Source organism: Bacillota bacterium (assembly GCA_040754675.1).
In the GTDB taxonomy this organism is placed as follows: Bacteria; Bacillota; Limnochordia; order Limnochordales; family Geochordaceae; genus Geochorda.
The window spans coordinates 1-15,546 of the sequence record JBFMCJ010000041.1 but is presented as its reverse complement, the minus strand read 5'-3'; the positions used below and the strand labels follow the sequence as shown (position 1 = coordinate 15,546).

Genomic DNA, 15,546 nt, shown 5'->3' with positions numbered 1-15,546 from the left:
CTTCAATCTCGTATCCCAGGGCTCGCAGGGCCGAAAGCGACTTCCAGACGGACGTGCGGCTGACCCGGAGTTGAAAGGCAAGGTGCTGCCCGGAGCAGAAGTGGCCGCCTTCGAGGAGCCGGCGCAGGGAGAAGAGACGGCCGGACCACGCCAGGGGGGCGTCGTCGGGGTTCAACTCGGAGTTCAAAGGCCTGTCCGCCCTTACCGCCAATGCTTACCTGGACCCGACGTTAAGGCAGGTGAACGAGATTGTCAACCATAACGGGAAGTGACGAGAACAACCGGCGCGCCCGGGCGTGGGTCGAGGTCGACCGGGCCGCGATTGCCTCGAACGTCCGCGCGCTCGCCGAACTAGCCCGCCCTGCCCGCGTCATGGCGGTGGTCAAGGCGGACGGCTACGGCCACGGGGCGGTGGAGGTGGCGCGCACCGCGCTCTCGGCGGGAGCCCAGGTGCTGGCGGTGGCGACGACGCCGGAAGGGCTTGCGTTGAGACGGGCGGGGCTATCGGCACCGATTCTCGTCTTCGGGGTCGAGGGGGCGGCAGAGCCGGTGGCGGAGCTGGTGTCGGCCGACCTGACCGCTACGGTCACCACGGAGGGCTTCGCCCGCCGGCTGGCCCTGGAGGCGGCACGGCAGCGCCGCACGGTACGGGTGCACCTGAAGGTGGAGACCGGGATGGGGCGGCTTGGGGCGTTGCCGGATGAGGCGGTGGACCTTGCCCGCCTCTGCGCCTCTGCCGGCCCCCTCACGCTGGAAGGGATCTACTCCCACCTGGCCACGGCAGACGAAGAGGATCCCAGCTATTTGCGCCTGCAGGCCCGGCGCTTCGCTGCCGTGCTGGACGCTCTGGAGTCTGCGGGCCTCCGGCCGCCGGTGCGCCACCTGGTCAACACGGCGGGGCTGCTTGCGGCCCCCGAGCTGCGCTACGACATGGTGCGCCTCGGCCTCGGGCTTTACGGATACTACCCGGCACCGCACCTGCGAGGGCGAGCCACCCTGCGGCCGGCGTTGCGGCTGGTGGCCGCCGTGACGGAGGTGCGGCGCATGCCGGCCGGCAGCGGCATAAGTTACGGGCGCACGCACGTGACCACGCGCGCCACCACCATCGCGACCCTGCCCGTAGGGTACGCGGACGGCTTCACCCGCCGCCTCTCCAACCGAGCCCGGGCCCTGTGGAACGGGTGCCTGTACCCGGTGGTGGGCAGGATCTGCATGGATCAGTGCATGGTGGACACAGGCGATGACGTGCCGCCCGTGGGCGCGGCGATGTGCCTGCTGGGGCCGGGCAATCAGGGCGAGATGACGGTGGACGAGGCAGCGCAGATCAGCGGGAGCATTCCTTACGAGATCGTGACACAGCTGGGCCCAAGGCTGCCGCGGCTGTATCCCTGACCCGGTTGCGGCCAGGACGGGAGCCACCGCAATCTTGTGACCGGGCCGCAGTACGGGGTATGATGGAACGGGGCCGGCATCCCAGCGCCCTCCTGCCCTTCGGCGGCGGGCGCGTCAGGAGGTTGTAAGGAAAGATGCCGGGCGTGGATCCGGGCGTACCCGTTTACCCTATCGGCGTGGTGCAGCGCCTGACGGGCCTTTCGGCCCGGCAGATCCGCTATTACGAAAAGGAAGGGCTGCTCACCCCGAGCCGCACCAGGGGCAACCGGCGGCTCTTCTCGCCGGCAGACGTTGACCGGCTTCGCCAGGTCAAGGGCCTCATGGAACAGGGGCTCACCCTGGAGGGCGTCCGCGCCTTGCTTGCGGCCGGACCCGGGCAGGAGGTCGTCGAGCCGGCCGGGACGGCGGGGGACGCCGCGCAGGCAGGAGCTCCCGGGCCGGCGGGCCCGGGGCAGGAGGCCGGGGCTTCTCCGGAGCCCGAGGGCGCGGGCCGCGAGGTCCCGGCTCATCCGGCGCTCTTCCGGCAGGCACGGGGGCGGCGCCTTTCGTCCCTTTTCCCCGTGGACCAGCAGGCCGAACTGGTGCGGTGGCTGGAAGAGCAGCGCGAGGAGCAGCCCCAGCCTGAACCATAATCTCCAGGTACATCCCTGAGAGGCCGGCGGCAGGAACGCGGCAACCTTCGGCGTACTGAGCAGCAAGCGCCGGACAGGCGGCGCCGTTTTCTATTATCCGAAGAGCATTCTGGCTCTCCAAGCTCCGGAAAGGTGCCGCGCAGCAATGGAAGACAATGCCGCCGCAGTGCTGAGACAGGCCCGCGAGGACCGAGTCGAGTTCATCCGCCTGCAGTTCACCGACATCCTCGGGATCGTCAAGAACGTCGCCATCCCGGTTCGCCAGCTCGAGCGGGCGCTGACGGATGGCGTGATGTTCGACGGATCCTCCATTGAGGGCTTTGCCCGCATCGAAGAGTCGGACATGGTGCTGCGCCCCGACCCGTCGACCTACTGCATCTTCCCGGGCCTGCAGGACGGGAACCGCACGGCGCGCCTCATTTGCGACATCTGCCGCCCGGACGGGCAGCCGTTCGAGGGCGACCCGCGTTACGTCCTGAAGCGGGTGCTGGAAGAGGCCGCCCAGCTTGGCTTCCGGGTCATGCTGGGGCCGGAGTGCGAGTTCTTCCTCTTTCGCCGGGACGCCGAGGGGAAGCCCACCATCCACACCCAGGACGAGGCCGGCTACTTTGACCTGGGGCCGCTCGACCTGGGGGAGGAGGCCCGCCAGGACATCGTGCTCACCCTGGAAACCATGGGGTTCGAGGTGGAGGCGAGCCACCACGAGGTGGCGCCGGGGCAGCACGAGATCGACTTCAAGTACGGGGACGCGTTGGTCACCGCCGACCGCGTCGCCACGCTGAAGGTGGTCACCCGGGCGGTGGCGGCCCGCCATGGCCTGCACGCCACCTTCATGCCCAAGCCCATTTACGGCGTGGCGGGGTCGGGCATGCACACCCACATCTCCCTCATGACGGGCAACGAAAACGCCTTTTTCGACCCGGCCGGGCCCTTCCAGCTCTCTCCCGTGGCGCTTTACTTCATCGCCGGCCTCTTGCACCACGCACGGGGCTTCACTTCCCTGACCAACCCGCTGGTCAACTCCTACAAGCGCCTCGTTCCGGGCTACGAGGCGCCGGTCTACATCTCCTGGTCGGCGCAGAACCGAAGCGCCTTGGTGCGCGTGCCCGCCGGGCGCGGTCAGTCCACCCGGGTGGAGCTTCGCTCGCCGGACCCCGCGTCCAACCCGTACCTGGCGTTCGCCGTCATCATCGCCGCCGGGCTCGATGGCATCCGGCGGCGCATGAGCCCGCCCGAGTCGCAGAACAAGAACATCTACCAGATGACGGCCGACGAGCGCCAGCGCGCCGGCATCCGGAGCCTGCCAGGGTCCCTGGAGGAGGCGCTCAACGAGCTCGTGCGGGACGAGCTGATGGCCCAGACGCTCGGCCCTCACGTCTTCTCCCGGTTCGTCGAGGCCAAGCGGATCGAGTGGGACGTCTACCGCACGCAGGTGCACCGGTGGGAGGTCGAACAGTACCTCGGGACGTTCTGAGGTCGTCGCGGGGGTGGTGCAGGGTGCACGCCGAGGGCTTGACCCACCTGGACGAGCAGGGGCGTGCCCGTATGGTGGACGTCTCCGCCAAGGAGTCCACCTGGCGCAGCGCCACGGCGCGCGGCTTCGTCTCCATGCAGGGCGCAACCCTTCAGGCCATCACCGAAGGCCGCACGCCCAAAGGCGACGTGATGGCCGTCGCCCGCACCGCCGGCATCATGGCCGCCAAACGTACGTGGGAGCTGGTTCCGCTGTGCCACCCCATCCCCGTCACCTCGGTGGAGGTGGACCTGCGCCCCGTTCCCGAGCGCGGCGGCATCGAAATCGAGGCTCGCGCCTCGGCCCGGTGGGTGACGGGGGTCGAAATGGAGGCACTCACCGCGGTGTGTGTCGCCGCGCTGACCGTGTATGATATGGCTAAGGCCATGGACCGGGGTATGCGGATTTCGGAGATCCGCCTGGTTGAAAAGGCGGGTGGGCGCTCCGGGACCTGGGTCAACCCGGAAGAAGGCCACGGAGGCGCTACTTGAGACTCTTTGCGGCAGGTGACGCATGAGCCAGGAATCGCAGCTTGCGCGGCCTGACGTGGCGGCCGAGGTGTGCGCCGACTCGCACAACCCGCTTTTGAGCGACATCCAGGAGGTGCTGATCGGGGCGGACCGCATTCAGCAGCGGGTGCGGGAGCTGGGGCGGCAGATCTCGCGGGCTTATCAGGGCAAGGAACCGGCGCTGATCGGCATCCTGAAGGGCGCCGTCCTGTTCATGTCGGATTTGCTGCGGGCCATCACCATCCACGCCTCGGTGGACTTCATGGCCATCTCGAGCTACGGGGCCGGCACCAAGTCGAGCGGCGTGGTGCGCATCCTGAAGGACCTGGACCAGCCCATCGCCGGCCGGCACGTCATCATTGTCGAGGATATCGTGGACACGGGCCTGACGCTTCGGTACCTGCTGGACAACCTCCACTCCCGGCGCCCGGCCAGCCTGCGGGTCTGCGTGCTGCTCGACAAGAGCGAGCGCCGCCAGATCCCGGTTCAACTGGACTACGTGGGTTTTCAGATCCCCAACCGCTTCGTCGTAGGCTACGGGCTCGACTACGCCGAACGCTACCGCAACCTCCCGTTCATCGGCGTGCTGCGGCCCGAGGTCGTGGGTTCCGAGGGCGGTCACTGATGCCGGAGCCGGCTCCCTCCCCCCGGGTCATCACCGTGGATCCGGCCGGCCTGCCCGGTACCGAGCGGGTGCTGGTGCTCGACCTGGGCGCCCAGTACACGCTCTTGATTGCCCGGCGCATCCGGGAACTCGGGGTTTTCTGCGAAGTGGTGCCGGGCGAGCAGCCGGCTGCCGAGATCCTGGCCCGCCGGCCCCGCGCCATCGTCCTCTCGGGCGGCCCGTCCAGCGTCTACGATCCGGGCGCCCCCACCGTCGACCCGGCCCTGTGGGAATCCGGCGTGCCCATCCTGGGCATCTGCTACGGCATGCAGTTGATGGCGCGCGGGCTGGGCGGCGAGGTGCGGCGGGGCGAGCGCCAGGAGTTCGGGCGCGCCGGCCTCGAGGTGATCGGCGAGCAGGGCGGTGGCGATGGCGGGCGGCTGTTCCGCACGGTGGCCGAGCCGGGCCAGAGGTTAGCGTGCTGGATGAGCCACGGCGATCTGGTGCGCCGTCCCCCACCCGGCTTCCGCGCGGTGGCGCGCACGGAAGTCTCGCCGGTTGCTGCCATGGAACACGAGAGCCGGCCGCTTTTCGGGGTGCAGTTCCACCCCGAGGTGGCCCACACGCCCTTCGGGATGCAGCTTCTGCGCCATTTCCTCTACGACCTCGCGGGGCTCTCCGGGGGCTGGGACATGCGGGACTTTGCCAGGCGGGCCGAGCAGGAGCTGGCTCGGGCGCTCCCGGAAGGCCGGGCGGTCGTTGCGCTGAGCGGCGGCGTGGACTCGAGCACGGCGGCCGTTCTGGTGCACCGGGCGCTTGGGGAGCGGCTGGTGGCCATCTTCGTCGACCACGGGCTCTTGCGCCGGGGCGAAGCCGACTACGTGGAACGGGAGCTGGGCCGGCGCCTGGGGGTGGCGCTCGTCCGGGTGGACGCGGAAAAGCGCTTCCTGAGCCGCCTGCGGGGGGTCGTGGACCCCGAGGAAAAGCGCCGGATCATCGGGCGGGAGTTCATCCGGGTCTTCGAAGAGGCGGCGTCGGGCCTCGAGGGCGTTCGGTACCTCGTTCAGGGCACGCTCTACCCCGACGTGGTCGAGTCCGGCGGCGGCCGAACGGCTACCATCAAATCGCACCACAACGTGGGCGGGCTCCCGGAGCAGATGGGCCTCCAGCTTGTCGAGCCGCTGAGGTACCTCTTCAAAGACGAGGTGCGCCGGCTCGCCCTTGAACTGGGCATTCCGGAACCGATCGTCCACCGCCACCCGTTCCCCGGGCCGGGGCTCGCCGTGCGCGTCGTGGGCGAGCTGACCCCCGAGGCGCTGGAGGTGGTGCGCGCCTGCGACGCCATCGTGCTGGAGGAGCTGGACCGCGCCGGGCTTTCGCGAGACGTGTGGCAGGCCTTCGCCGTGTGGACCGGGGCGTTCAGTGTCGGGGTGAAGGGGGATGCCCGCAACTACGGCCCGGTCGTCGCGGTGCGCTGCGTGCAGAGCCAGGACGGGATGACCGCGGACTGGGTTCGCCTGCCCTACGACGTCCTCGATCGCATCTCCCACCGCATCACCAACGAAGTGCCCCGGGTCTCCCGGGTGGTCTACGACATCAGCCCCAAGCCTCCAGCCACCATCGAGTGGGAGTAGGGGCGCTCGGCGACCATCCCCGGCCCTCCCCCGTCGGCGTCCGGGTGGCCATGAACGCCCCTTTCCAGGCCGATCTTCCCAGCGGGCTGGAAGCGCCAGGAACGCAGGGTGCACGCGCCGAAAGCCCCTACCGGGCCGTACCGGGGCAGGACGCCCCGGCTGACGGGCACCAAAACCGGGAAGGGGTGCTGGGACTTGCTAGCGAGGCGCGCGGGGGCAACGGCGGCCGTGCTCCTTCTGGCTCTGGTCGCATGGGCACCGGGGACGCTCGCCAAAACCACCGTCACGTTCTGGCACGCCATGGGCGGCCCGCTCGGCAACACGCTGAAACAGATGGTCGAGGAGTACAACAGGGTCAACCCGGATGTGGAGGTCGTCGAGCAGTACCAGGGCAACTACGGCCAGCTCAATCAGAAGCTGCTGGCCGCCGTGGCTGCAGGTCAGGCGCCCACGATCTCGCAGTCATACAGCAACTGGACCGAGCAGTTGCTGAAGGCCGGCGCCATCGTCCCGCTCGACCCGTTCGTTCAGGGCCCTGACGGGCTGTCCGGGAAGGAGCTTGCGGACTTCTGGCCGGTTTTGCTAGAGGCCAACCGATGGGACGGCGTGCTGTGGAGCCTCCCGTTCAACAAGAGTATTTATGTGCAGTTTTACAACGTCACCGTTTACAAGGCGCTGGGCCTGACGGCCCCCACTGACTGGGAAAGCCTGCTGAAAGCGGCCCAAGCCGCCACGCTGCGCAAGGGCGGCGAGATCGTCCGCTACGGGTACGGGCTGCGGCCAAACGTGGACACCTTTGCGCTGTTCTTGCTGACCAACGGCGGCGAGTGGCTGACGAGCGACTACAAGCAGGCACGCTTCAACGAAGAGCCGGGTGTGGAGGCGCTGCAGTTCCTGGTCGACATGATCCACCGCTACAAGGTGGCCTACTACATCCCGGGCTACCTGGAGCAGGACTTTGCGGCCGGAAAGGTGGCCGCCTACGCCACCTCGACACCGGGCCGCCCGTACATGGAGCAGGCGGTAGGCACCAGGTTCGAGTGGGGTATTGCGCCGCTGCCCACCCGGGCAACGCAGCGCACGCCGGTGGCCGGCACCGACCTGGTTATCTACGCGGCCGCCAGTGCCGAGGCGAAGCGGGAAGCCTGGAAGTTCGCGAAGTGGCTCACGCAGCCCAAGCAGACCGCCCGCTGGTTCATGGCCACTTACTACCTGCCGGTGCGCCGGTCGGCGCTGGATCTTCCGGAGATGCAGGCTTACCTGAAGTCCGACCCGCGCAACGACGCGCCGCTGGTGCTGCTGCCGTACGCGGTCACCGATCCGCCTATCTCCGAGTGGGAGCGCATCCGCAACTTCGTCAGCAACGCCGTGGAGCAGGCGTTCCTGCTCAAGGCCACGCCGAAGGATGCCCTGGAAGAGGCGGCGCGCAAGACCAATGGCGAACTGGCCCGGCGCCGCTGAAGGCGGGCGTCCGCGGCCGCCGCTCGTTGTGGCCGTCCTTGCCGCCGCGCTGGTGCTTGCCGGCGCGGCGGCCGCGGCGCGGGACCTGAACTGCCCGCTCCCTGTTCCCGGCTCGGAGGGGCTGTGCACTTACTTTGGGGACCTGCACGCCCACACTTCCTACTCCGATGGGGAACGCACCCCAGCCGAAGCCTACGCCTTTGCCCGCAGCCCGGGCGGCCTGGACTTCCTCGGGCTTTCCGAGCACGCCTACAGCCTCAACGGCCGGCCGGATCTGCTGGCGCTTTACTTCGACGCCGCGAGGGCGGCCACCGAGCCGGGGCGCTTCGTGGCGCTGCCGGGCGCCGAGTGGACTCAGAGCGCCCAGGGACACATCAACGTCTTTTCGTGGCGTGGTTTTCCCGACCGGGATGCGGTGCGCTCGTACCCGGATCTTTACCGCTGGTTTGAACGAAGCGGGCCGTTGTTTGCCCAGTTCAATCACCCGGGCTTCGATATCCAGCAGAACTGGGACGCCTTCCGCTACGACCCGCGTGCCGACCGCTTCATCGAGCTGCTGGAGGTGGCGGGCGGCCCGTTTCCCAACAACATCCGTTATGAACTCAGTTACCAGCTGGCCCTGGACCGGGGATGGCGGGTGGGGGCGGCCGGTAACTCGGACGTGCACCGGGCGCAGTGGGGGACGGCAACGCCCACCCGCACGGCGGTCTGGGCCCCGGCGCTGACGGAGCAGGCGCTGGTGGAGGCAATCCGTGCCCGGCGCACGTACGCTACGGAAGACCGCAACGCCGTCCTGCTCCTCAAGTCGGGCGGGGCCTGGATGGGCGAGGTGCTGCCCTTACGGAACAGCGCCGAGTTGACGGTGAGCCTCTGGGACCCCGACCCCGCCGACGCGTTTGAACGCCTTGAAATCGTGGCCTCGGGCGGGCAGGTGGTGCGCCGCGTCGAGACGCGTGGCGCCCGCCGGGCGAACCTGAGTCTCACGGTGCCGGCCGGGCGCGGGGATGCCTGGTTTTACGCGCGGGCGCTGCAGGCCGACGGCGACCTGTTGATATCCAGCCCGATCTGGTTCGAGCACCCGTCGGGCATCCGGGCCGCCTCGGTCGAACTCCCCGGGGCGCTCTGGATCAAAGGGCGGACCTACCGGGCCCGGGCGGTCATCATCAACGGCCGCCAGGAGGGCGCGCAGGTGCGCTTGCACTGGCGGTCGCCCGGCTGGGAGGGCCCGCAGGAGGTTCTCGACCTGGGCCCCCTCAGCGCCCGCGCCGTCGAGGTGGAGTGGACCCCGGCGACCTCGGGGGTGCAGTTCCTCACGCTCGAGGTCGGGCCGGACCCGGCCAATGCCTATCCCATCTCGGTTCCCGTGCGGGAAAAGCCGGCGGGGCATGTGCTTCTGGATGAGGGCCATAACAACCGCTACACGGGGTTGGCCGGGGAGTTCCTGGCCAGGCTGCGTAAGGGCGGCGTGGAGGCGCAGGTCAGCACGGGGCTGTTTACAGAAGAAACGCTGAGGGGCGCGGAAGTGCTCATCATCGCTGCGCCGGAGCCGGGGTTCGCACTCACCCCGAAGACCTTCTCGGACGGCGAGATTGCAGCGCTACGGCAGTTCGTGCTGCAGGGCGGCCGGCTGGTGCTGGCGGGGAGCCTGGACCCCGGCGCCCATGGGGTGGTTCAGCTGAACCGCACCCTGCAGGGCCTGGGAGCCAGCCTTCGCTTTGCGGCGCAGCCCCTGCCGGCGGGCGGAGCGCTGGCTGCGGCGGGAGACGCCCGGGCGGTCGACCTCGTGCACGGGCCTCTCGCACCGGGGCGGATCTGCCTGCGCGCCGCCGCCTCCATCACGTGGAACGGCTGGCCGCCGGGTGCCGGGCCGTCTCAAGAGGGCCCTGCGGTACTGGCCGCGGGGCGGCCCGGGCCGAGGCCGGCTGTCCCAGTGGCCGTTGCTGAGCGGCTGGGCGCAGGCCTGATCGTGGCACTTGCGGGTCCCACTTACTCCCCTTACGAGTACGGGCAGAGGGGGTTCGACAACGTCGCATTCGAAGACCGCCTGGTGGCATACCTCCTGGGCGGGCAATGACGCCGGGCCTGGGCGGCGCCCCTGGCCGGCGAGCGCGCCCCGGTCTAAGCGCGCCCGCGCCACGCTGGCCGCGTTCGTGTTCCTCCTCCCCGCGCTGGTGCTGCTGGGGCTGTTCGAGGTCGGGCCGGTCTTCTACGCGCTTTACGTGAGCCTGCTCGAGTGGAACATCATCGGCCGCGCCTCGTTCGTCGGGCCGGACAACTACCGGGCGCTGCTGGTCGACCCCGAGTTCTGGGAGGCATGGAAGAACACCGCCTACTACGTCCTTCTGTCCGTTCCGACCACCATGTTCCTCGCGCTGGCACTGGCCTGGACGCTGAACCGGCCGCTGGTGGGGCTGGGTGCGCTGCGTACCGCCTACTTCCTGCCCTACGTGACGGCGGCCAACGCGGCGGCCATCGTCTGGTACTACGTGTTTCACCCCTCAGCCGGAGGCCTGCTCAACGAGGCCATCCACGCGCTGGGCCTGCCCCGCCAGCGCTGGCTGCTCGACCCCGCGCTGGCCATGCCCGCGGTGGCCCTGACCCAGGTGTGGCACCTGGTCGGCTACCAGGCGGTGCTTTTCCTGGCTGGGTTGCAGAACATTTCCCGGGAATACTACGAGGCCGCGGCCATCGACGGGGCGATGGGGTGGCGGATGTTTTGGTACATCACCTGGCCGCTTCTGTCGCCCACGACCTACTTCGTGCTGGTGATCTCGCTCATCGGCGCCTTCCAGGTCTTCTCGCCCATCTACATCATGACGAGGGGCGGGCCGCTCAACTCCACGATGGTGCTGGTCTACTATCTGTACCGCCACTCGTTCGAGTATTTCGACTTCGGGTACGCGTCGGCCATCGCTTACGTGCTCTTCCTCTTCCTTTTCGTGCTGACGCTCCTGCAGCGCCAGTTCCTGGGGAGCAGGGTCCACTACCAGTAAGACGCCCGATGCCGGCGAGGGGGATGCAGGCGGTCGAATGGCGGCGTGGAGACGGGGAGTGGCGCGGGGGCTTTTGTATGCGGCGCTCGTCGGCGGCGCGGTGCTGATGGCCGTGCCGTTCGCCTGGATGCTGGTCACCTCGGTGAAGGAGCCTTCTCAGGTTTTCACCGACCCCATCCGGTGGATCCCGGACCCGGTGCGCTGGCAAAACTATGTGGACGCCTGGCAGGCCGCGCCCTTCGCCCGCTATTTTCTCAACAGCGCCGTGGTGGCGGTGGTGACCACCCTGGGGCAGCTCACGGTGTCGGCCATGGCGGCCTACGCGTTTGCCCGATTGGACTTTTACGGGCGGGAGGCGCTCTTCGCGGTGTTCGTGGGGACCATGATGATCCCGGAGCCCCTGAGGCTGGTGCCCAACTTCCTGGTGCTCTCCCGCCTGCGCTGGATCGACACCTACCTGGCACTCACCGTGCCGTGGATGATCAGCGTCTTCTCCATCTTCCTGCTGCGGCAGTTCTTCCTGACCATTCCACAGGAGCTGGAGGACGCCGCGAGCGTGGACGGCTGCCCCCGATGGGTGTTCCTCACCCGGATCCTGGTGCCGCTCGCCAGGCCGGCCGTGCTCACCGCGGGGCTTTTCACCTTCATCGGGAGCTGGAACGCGTTTTTGTGGCCGCTCATCGTGACCAACCGGGAGAACATGCGGCCCATCCAGGTCGGGGTTGCCACCTTCTTCCAGGAATACGGCACGGTGCCGAACCTGGCCATGGCCGCCTCAACCATGGCGGTGGCGCCGGTGCTGGTGCTGTTCTTCGGGGTGCAGCGGCAGTTCATCGAGGGCATCATTCGAACGGGCCTGCGAGGGTGATCGGCGGTGGGCGGCATCCCCTTTCAAACGCCAAGCGGAACGTTCGACTCGATCCCGCCACAGGCGGCGGCCAGGCGCCGGCTCGAGGGGCGGCTGCGCAGCCTGTTCGAGGCCTGGGGGTACCAGGAGGTGATCACGCCGACCCTCGAGCTGGACGAGGTGGTAACGGCGGCCGGCGGACACCTGTCGAGCCGGCATCTTTTCAGGTTCGTGGACCGCGAGGGGCAGGTGCTGGTGCTGAGGCCTGACTGGACGCCCGCCGTGGCGCGCCTCATCTCGGCACGGCTGAAGGAGGCGCCGCTGCCGCTGCGGCTCTTCTACGTGGGAAGCGTCTTCCGCTACGACCGGCGGCGGCCGGACGACCCCACGGAGTTCGGGCAGGCCGGCGTGGAACTGGTAGGGCCGGCGTCCGAGATGGCAGACGCCGAGGTCATGGCGCTTGCATACGAGTCGTGCCGGGCAGCGGGCGTCACCGCGCCACACCTGGAGCTGGGGCACGCCGGGTACGTGCAGGCGCTGCTCGGACTCCTCCCCGAGCCCTCCCGCCAGGAGGCGCGCCAGGCACTGGTACGTCGTGACTTCGTGGCTTTTGAAGCGGTCGTGGGCCGACCCGGGGTTTCGGGGGAAGCCGCCCGGGCGCTGGCGGGCCTGGTAGAGTCCAGGGGCAATGACAAAGCCCTCGAACGCGCCCTGCAGACATGTCCCGTCGAGGGCGGGCGGCGGGCCCTGCGGTCCCTCTTGAGGTTGATGCAACACTTGCGGGCGCTCGGGCTCGAGGCGAGCGTTGCCGTGGACCTGGGCATGGTCAAGGACCTGGACTACTACACGGGCCCCGTCTTCGAGCTCTATGCGCCGGGAGGCGGAGCGTCGCTTGCGACCGGCGGGCGCTACGATACCCTGATGGCGCGCTTCGGCACGCCGCTCCCTTCCACGGGCTTTGCTGCGAGCCTGGACCGGCTGCTCGCAGCCCCGGGAGCAGGAGCCGGGCAGGCTGAGGAACGGGGGCTGGACGTGTGGGTACTCACCGCGCCGCCAGGTCCAGAGCCCCCGCACGCCGCATTGCCGGATGCCCCGGCCCGGGAAGGCGGCGCCTGGGCTGCCTGGGAACTGGCACGCCGGCTCCGGGAGGCCGGGCTGACGGCTGCGGTGGACCCGGTGGAGCGGCCCGCCTCCGAAAGCCTCGACGCCGCCCGGCGCCGGGGTGCTCTTTGGGTCGCAGCCCCCGCCGGGCCGGCCGGGCCTGAAGCGGCGGCCAGGGTAACAGTATGGGGATGGCCGCTACGTTCAGGCAGTTTCGAGCCTACCCGCCTCGCCCTCGACGAGCTCGTCGCGGCCGTTCGCCGCACCCCTCGCCCCGGCATGGCAGGAACACCCGGTTCTTCCCCAGTATCTGCCCAGGTGGACTAGACCACGTATCAGCCGTTCCAGAGCGTATAGGGAGGGACGGTGCATGGACCGGTGACGCAGCCGCCCCGAACCCCGCAGGAAGCTCCGCTTCATGCCGAGCCGGGCGGCGTCGCGCTGGATGGGCCCAGGCCCGCGCAGGGCAACGAGTGGCTGGAGGCGGCCCGGCTCGCCGACCTGGTCTTTTCGGCCGAGACCGGCCGGCCTTACGACATGGCGACGATGTTCCCGCTGCTCTTCTCCCCCGAAAACGCGGCTCACCTGCGAGTCTTTTCGGCCAGGCAGCCCGGAAAAGCGGGAGACCGGGGACGACTCGTCTCCCACCTGGGCATCCGGGTGGTCGAGGTGAGCCTGTACGGCCACCGCCTTCCGGTGGGGTGCATCGGGGCGGTGGTGACGCACCCCGAGTGGAGAGGGCGGGGGCTGGCGAGCCGGCTCCTGGACGACGCGTTCCGGCTGCTGAGAGAGGAGGGCGTCCCTGTCGCCTGGATCTCGGGTGACCGGGGCCTTTACCTGCGTCACGGCTGCCAGAAGGTCGGCCGGGTCCATGTCTTCGAGGTGCCGCCCGGGGCCGCCGGGCAGGAGTCTGGGCCACTGCACGAGCTGCGCCTCCAACCCCCTGGGCACCCCGGGACCGGGGAGCCCGCCTTCGACTCCGGGCTTTTCTCGCAGCTCATCGACCTCTATCACCGGGAGCCGGTCCGCTTCGTGCGGCCTGCCGACACCTTCGCCACGCTGCTTGGGGCGGCGGGCTACGCCCGGGCCTCGGGCACAGTGGCACGCGTCTTTCTCGCCGGCGAACCCCCGGTGGCAGCGTGGATCGTGGCCGTTCCCCCTGACCCTGCCCGGTCGGGCAGGCCGGCTCGCGTGATGGAGGCGACGGGAAGCCGTCCGGCTCTTGTGGCAAGCGCCCCCCGCGTGGCCGCGGCGGTGGGCGCACCTCTTGTCTGGGTCGTGCTGCCGTGGGACCGGGAGGCGCTTGCCCTCTTGCGCCGGACGGGCTGGCCTGAGCGCGTGCAGCCCCAGTATGGAACGTTGCGGGTGCTGGACGGGCAGCGCCTTCTTGAGGCACTGCGGCCCTACCTGGTGGAGCGGCTGGGACGCCAGAGGGCCGAGGCGCTGCGCTGGCCCCACCAGGGGGCGGCCGCGCCTGGCGCCGCGCTGAGCCCCGAGGCGTGGGTGTGGGGTGCCCCACCTGCCTCGCCAGACCCTGAGGCCGGCCGTGCAGGGGGGGCGGGCACAGCGGTCGAAGACGGGCACCCGTCGCTACCCGAAGGGGCTTTTCCACTGCCCTGGCCGTGGGCTGCGGGGCTCGATTACACATGAGCGCCGGCGGTTGACCGGTGCAGGCGGCCCGTGCTATCGTCAGTGCAAATCAGGACCGGAAGGGCCGGGCTTCTTGACCGCGGTGGATGATGGACAGGCATCCCCTCTCACCATCGCCTTACCCAAAGGGCGCCTGACCTCGGAGGCCGTGGCACTCCTCGGTCAGGTGGGCCTGGATGCGAGCGCGGCAATCGGGGCGTCACGTGACCTGGTGACGCTCGACCACGGGGCGGGCGTCCGGTTTCTCCTGGCCAAGCCCCTTGACGTGCCTACCTTCGTCGAGGCAGGCGCGGCGGACCTGGGTGTGGTGGGCAAGGACGTGCTCATGGAGGTCGAATCGGCGGTCGCCGAACTGCTCGACCTCGGCATCGGGCGCTGCCGCATGCAACTAGCGGTGCCCGAGTCGTCCGGCATCGACGCCATTGAGGCGATGGCGGCCCCGTTGCGGGTCGCCACCAGCTATCCCCGGACCACTCTGGCGTATTTCCACGCCCGGGGTGTGCCGGCGCGGGTGGTGACGCTGCACGGCTCGATCGAACTGGCGCCCAGGGTGGGCCTGGCCGACGTCATCGTGGACCTGGTTCAAACGGGCCGAACCCTGCAGGCCAACGGCCTCAAGCCCATCGCGACCATCGCCGAGATCTCCGGGCGGCTCATCGCCAACCCGGTTCGCTGGAAGCTGAAATACGACCGCATTTCCCGCCTGGTGGCCGAGCTCCGGGAAGCCGTCTCCGGGGCGCGACTCGGGGGGCGGACGTGAAAAGGCCATGGTCGGCATGATCCGGCGCTTCGACACCCGGCGCCAGACGGCTGCGGAGATCCTCTCTGCAGTCCGCCGCCCGCCGCTTCTCGAGATGGAGCCGCCGGCCCGGGCGGTCGCCACCCTGGAGCGGCTGTTCGGGCCTGGCACGACACCGCTGGACGCGGTGCGGAGGATCGTGGAGAGCGTCCGGCGGGAGGGCGACCGCGCCGTCATCCGCTGGACCCGGGAACTTGACGGCATCTCCCTTTCCCCCGGCGAGTTGTGGATCGGCCCCGAACGGCTGGAAAGCGCCGCGGGCGACCCCGCCCTGGCCGCGCTGGTGCCGGCTCTGCGGGCGGCTGCGGGCGCCGTTGAACGCTTCCACCGGCGCCAGCTTCCCTCCCCGGTTTTCGAGGTGACCGCCCCCGGCGTCGCCGTGGGATGGTATCCGGGGCCCGTGCGCCGGGC

Annotated in this window: 15 protein-coding genes; 14 read left to right on the top strand and 1 reads right to left on the bottom strand. The window is 69.6% G+C overall.

All coding sequences use genetic code 11. The features are described from left to right. A partial coding sequence (locus AB1609_04210; GenBank protein ID MEW6045673.1) for an HTH domain-containing protein occupies nt 1-187 on the bottom strand: 187 nt, incomplete at its 3' end. 62 nt (nt 188-249) lie between these two features. Between AB1609_04210 and alr the strand changes: the two genes are divergently transcribed. The 14 genes from alr to AB1609_04140 all read left to right on the top strand — a co-directional run. After that, on the top strand, nt 250-1,392 hold the full coding sequence (gene alr, locus AB1609_04205) for an alanine racemase (protein MEW6045672.1): 1,143 nt from the start codon (nt 250-252) through the stop codon (nt 1,390-1,392). A gap of 134 nt (nt 1,393-1,526) precedes the next feature. Further along, nucleotides 1,527-2,024 carry a helix-turn-helix domain-containing protein gene (locus AB1609_04200; protein MEW6045671.1) on the top strand — a complete coding sequence of 166 codons (498 nt, stop codon included), beginning with the start codon at nt 1,527-1,529 and terminating at the stop codon, nt 2,022-2,024. 145 nt (nt 2,025-2,169) lie between these two features. Next, entirely contained in the window at nt 2,170-3,498 is a 1,329-nt protein-coding gene (gene glnA, locus AB1609_04195) for a type I glutamate--ammonia ligase (protein ID MEW6045670.1), read from the top strand. A gap of 23 nt (nt 3,499-3,521) precedes the next feature. Continuing rightward, nucleotides 3,522-4,028, top strand: coding sequence for a cyclic pyranopterin monophosphate synthase MoaC (gene moaC, locus AB1609_04190; GenBank protein ID MEW6045669.1), 507 nt, complete (start codon nt 3,522-3,524; stop codon nt 4,026-4,028). Nucleotides 4,029-4,050: 22 nt separating this feature from the next. After that, nucleotides 4,051-4,671, top strand: coding sequence for a hypoxanthine phosphoribosyltransferase (gene hpt / locus AB1609_04185; GenBank protein MEW6045668.1), 621 nt, complete (start codon nt 4,051-4,053; stop codon nt 4,669-4,671). Beyond that, the gene (gene guaA, locus AB1609_04180; GenBank protein MEW6045667.1) at nt 4,671-6,284 is read left to right on the top strand and encodes a glutamine-hydrolyzing GMP synthase; all 1,614 of its coding nucleotides are present in this window, start codon (nt 4,671-4,673) and stop codon (nt 6,282-6,284) included. The genes hpt and guaA overlap by 1 nt, the downstream gene beginning before the upstream one ends. Before the next feature lie 195 nt (nt 6,285-6,479). Then, nucleotides 6,480-7,745 (top strand): ABC transporter substrate-binding protein, encoded by a 1,266-nt coding sequence (locus AB1609_04175; protein MEW6045666.1) that lies wholly within the window; start codon nt 6,480-6,482, stop codon nt 7,743-7,745. Continuing rightward, on the top strand, nt 7,720-9,819 hold the full coding sequence (locus AB1609_04170; protein MEW6045665.1) for a CehA/McbA family metallohydrolase: 2,100 nt from the start codon (nt 7,720-7,722) through the stop codon (nt 9,817-9,819). Before AB1609_04175 ends, AB1609_04170 begins: the two co-directional genes overlap by 26 nt. Nucleotides 9,820-9,895: 76 nt before the next feature. Beyond that, nucleotides 9,896-10,738: a sugar ABC transporter permease gene (locus AB1609_04165; GenBank protein ID MEW6045664.1), complete on the top strand. Its 843-nt coding sequence runs from the start codon at nt 9,896-9,898 to the stop codon at nt 10,736-10,738. 37 nt (nt 10,739-10,775) lie between these two features. Continuing rightward, complete coding sequence (locus tag AB1609_04160) at nt 10,776-11,606, top strand: carbohydrate ABC transporter permease (protein ID MEW6045663.1); 831 nt, start codon at nt 10,776-10,778, stop codon at nt 11,604-11,606. Nucleotides 11,607-11,612: 6 nt separating this feature from the next. Then, nucleotides 11,613-13,013 carry an ATP phosphoribosyltransferase regulatory subunit gene (hisZ, locus tag AB1609_04155; GenBank protein MEW6045662.1) on the top strand — a complete coding sequence of 467 codons (1,401 nt, stop codon included), beginning with the start codon at nt 11,613-11,615 and terminating at the stop codon, nt 13,011-13,013. A 51-nt stretch (nt 13,014-13,064) separates the two neighbouring features. Beyond that, nucleotides 13,065-14,336, top strand: coding sequence for a GNAT family N-acetyltransferase (locus AB1609_04150; GenBank protein ID MEW6045661.1), 1,272 nt, complete (start codon nt 13,065-13,067; stop codon nt 14,334-14,336). Between the two features lie 82 nt (nt 14,337-14,418). Continuing rightward, nucleotides 14,419-15,096: an ATP phosphoribosyltransferase gene (gene hisG, locus AB1609_04145; GenBank protein MEW6045660.1), complete on the top strand. Its 678-nt coding sequence runs from the start codon at nt 14,419-14,421 to the stop codon at nt 15,094-15,096. Between the two features lie 7 nt (nt 15,097-15,103). Further along, the coding region (locus tag AB1609_04140; protein MEW6045659.1) for a histidinol dehydrogenase at nt 15,104-15,546 on the top strand (443 nt) is incomplete at its 3' end.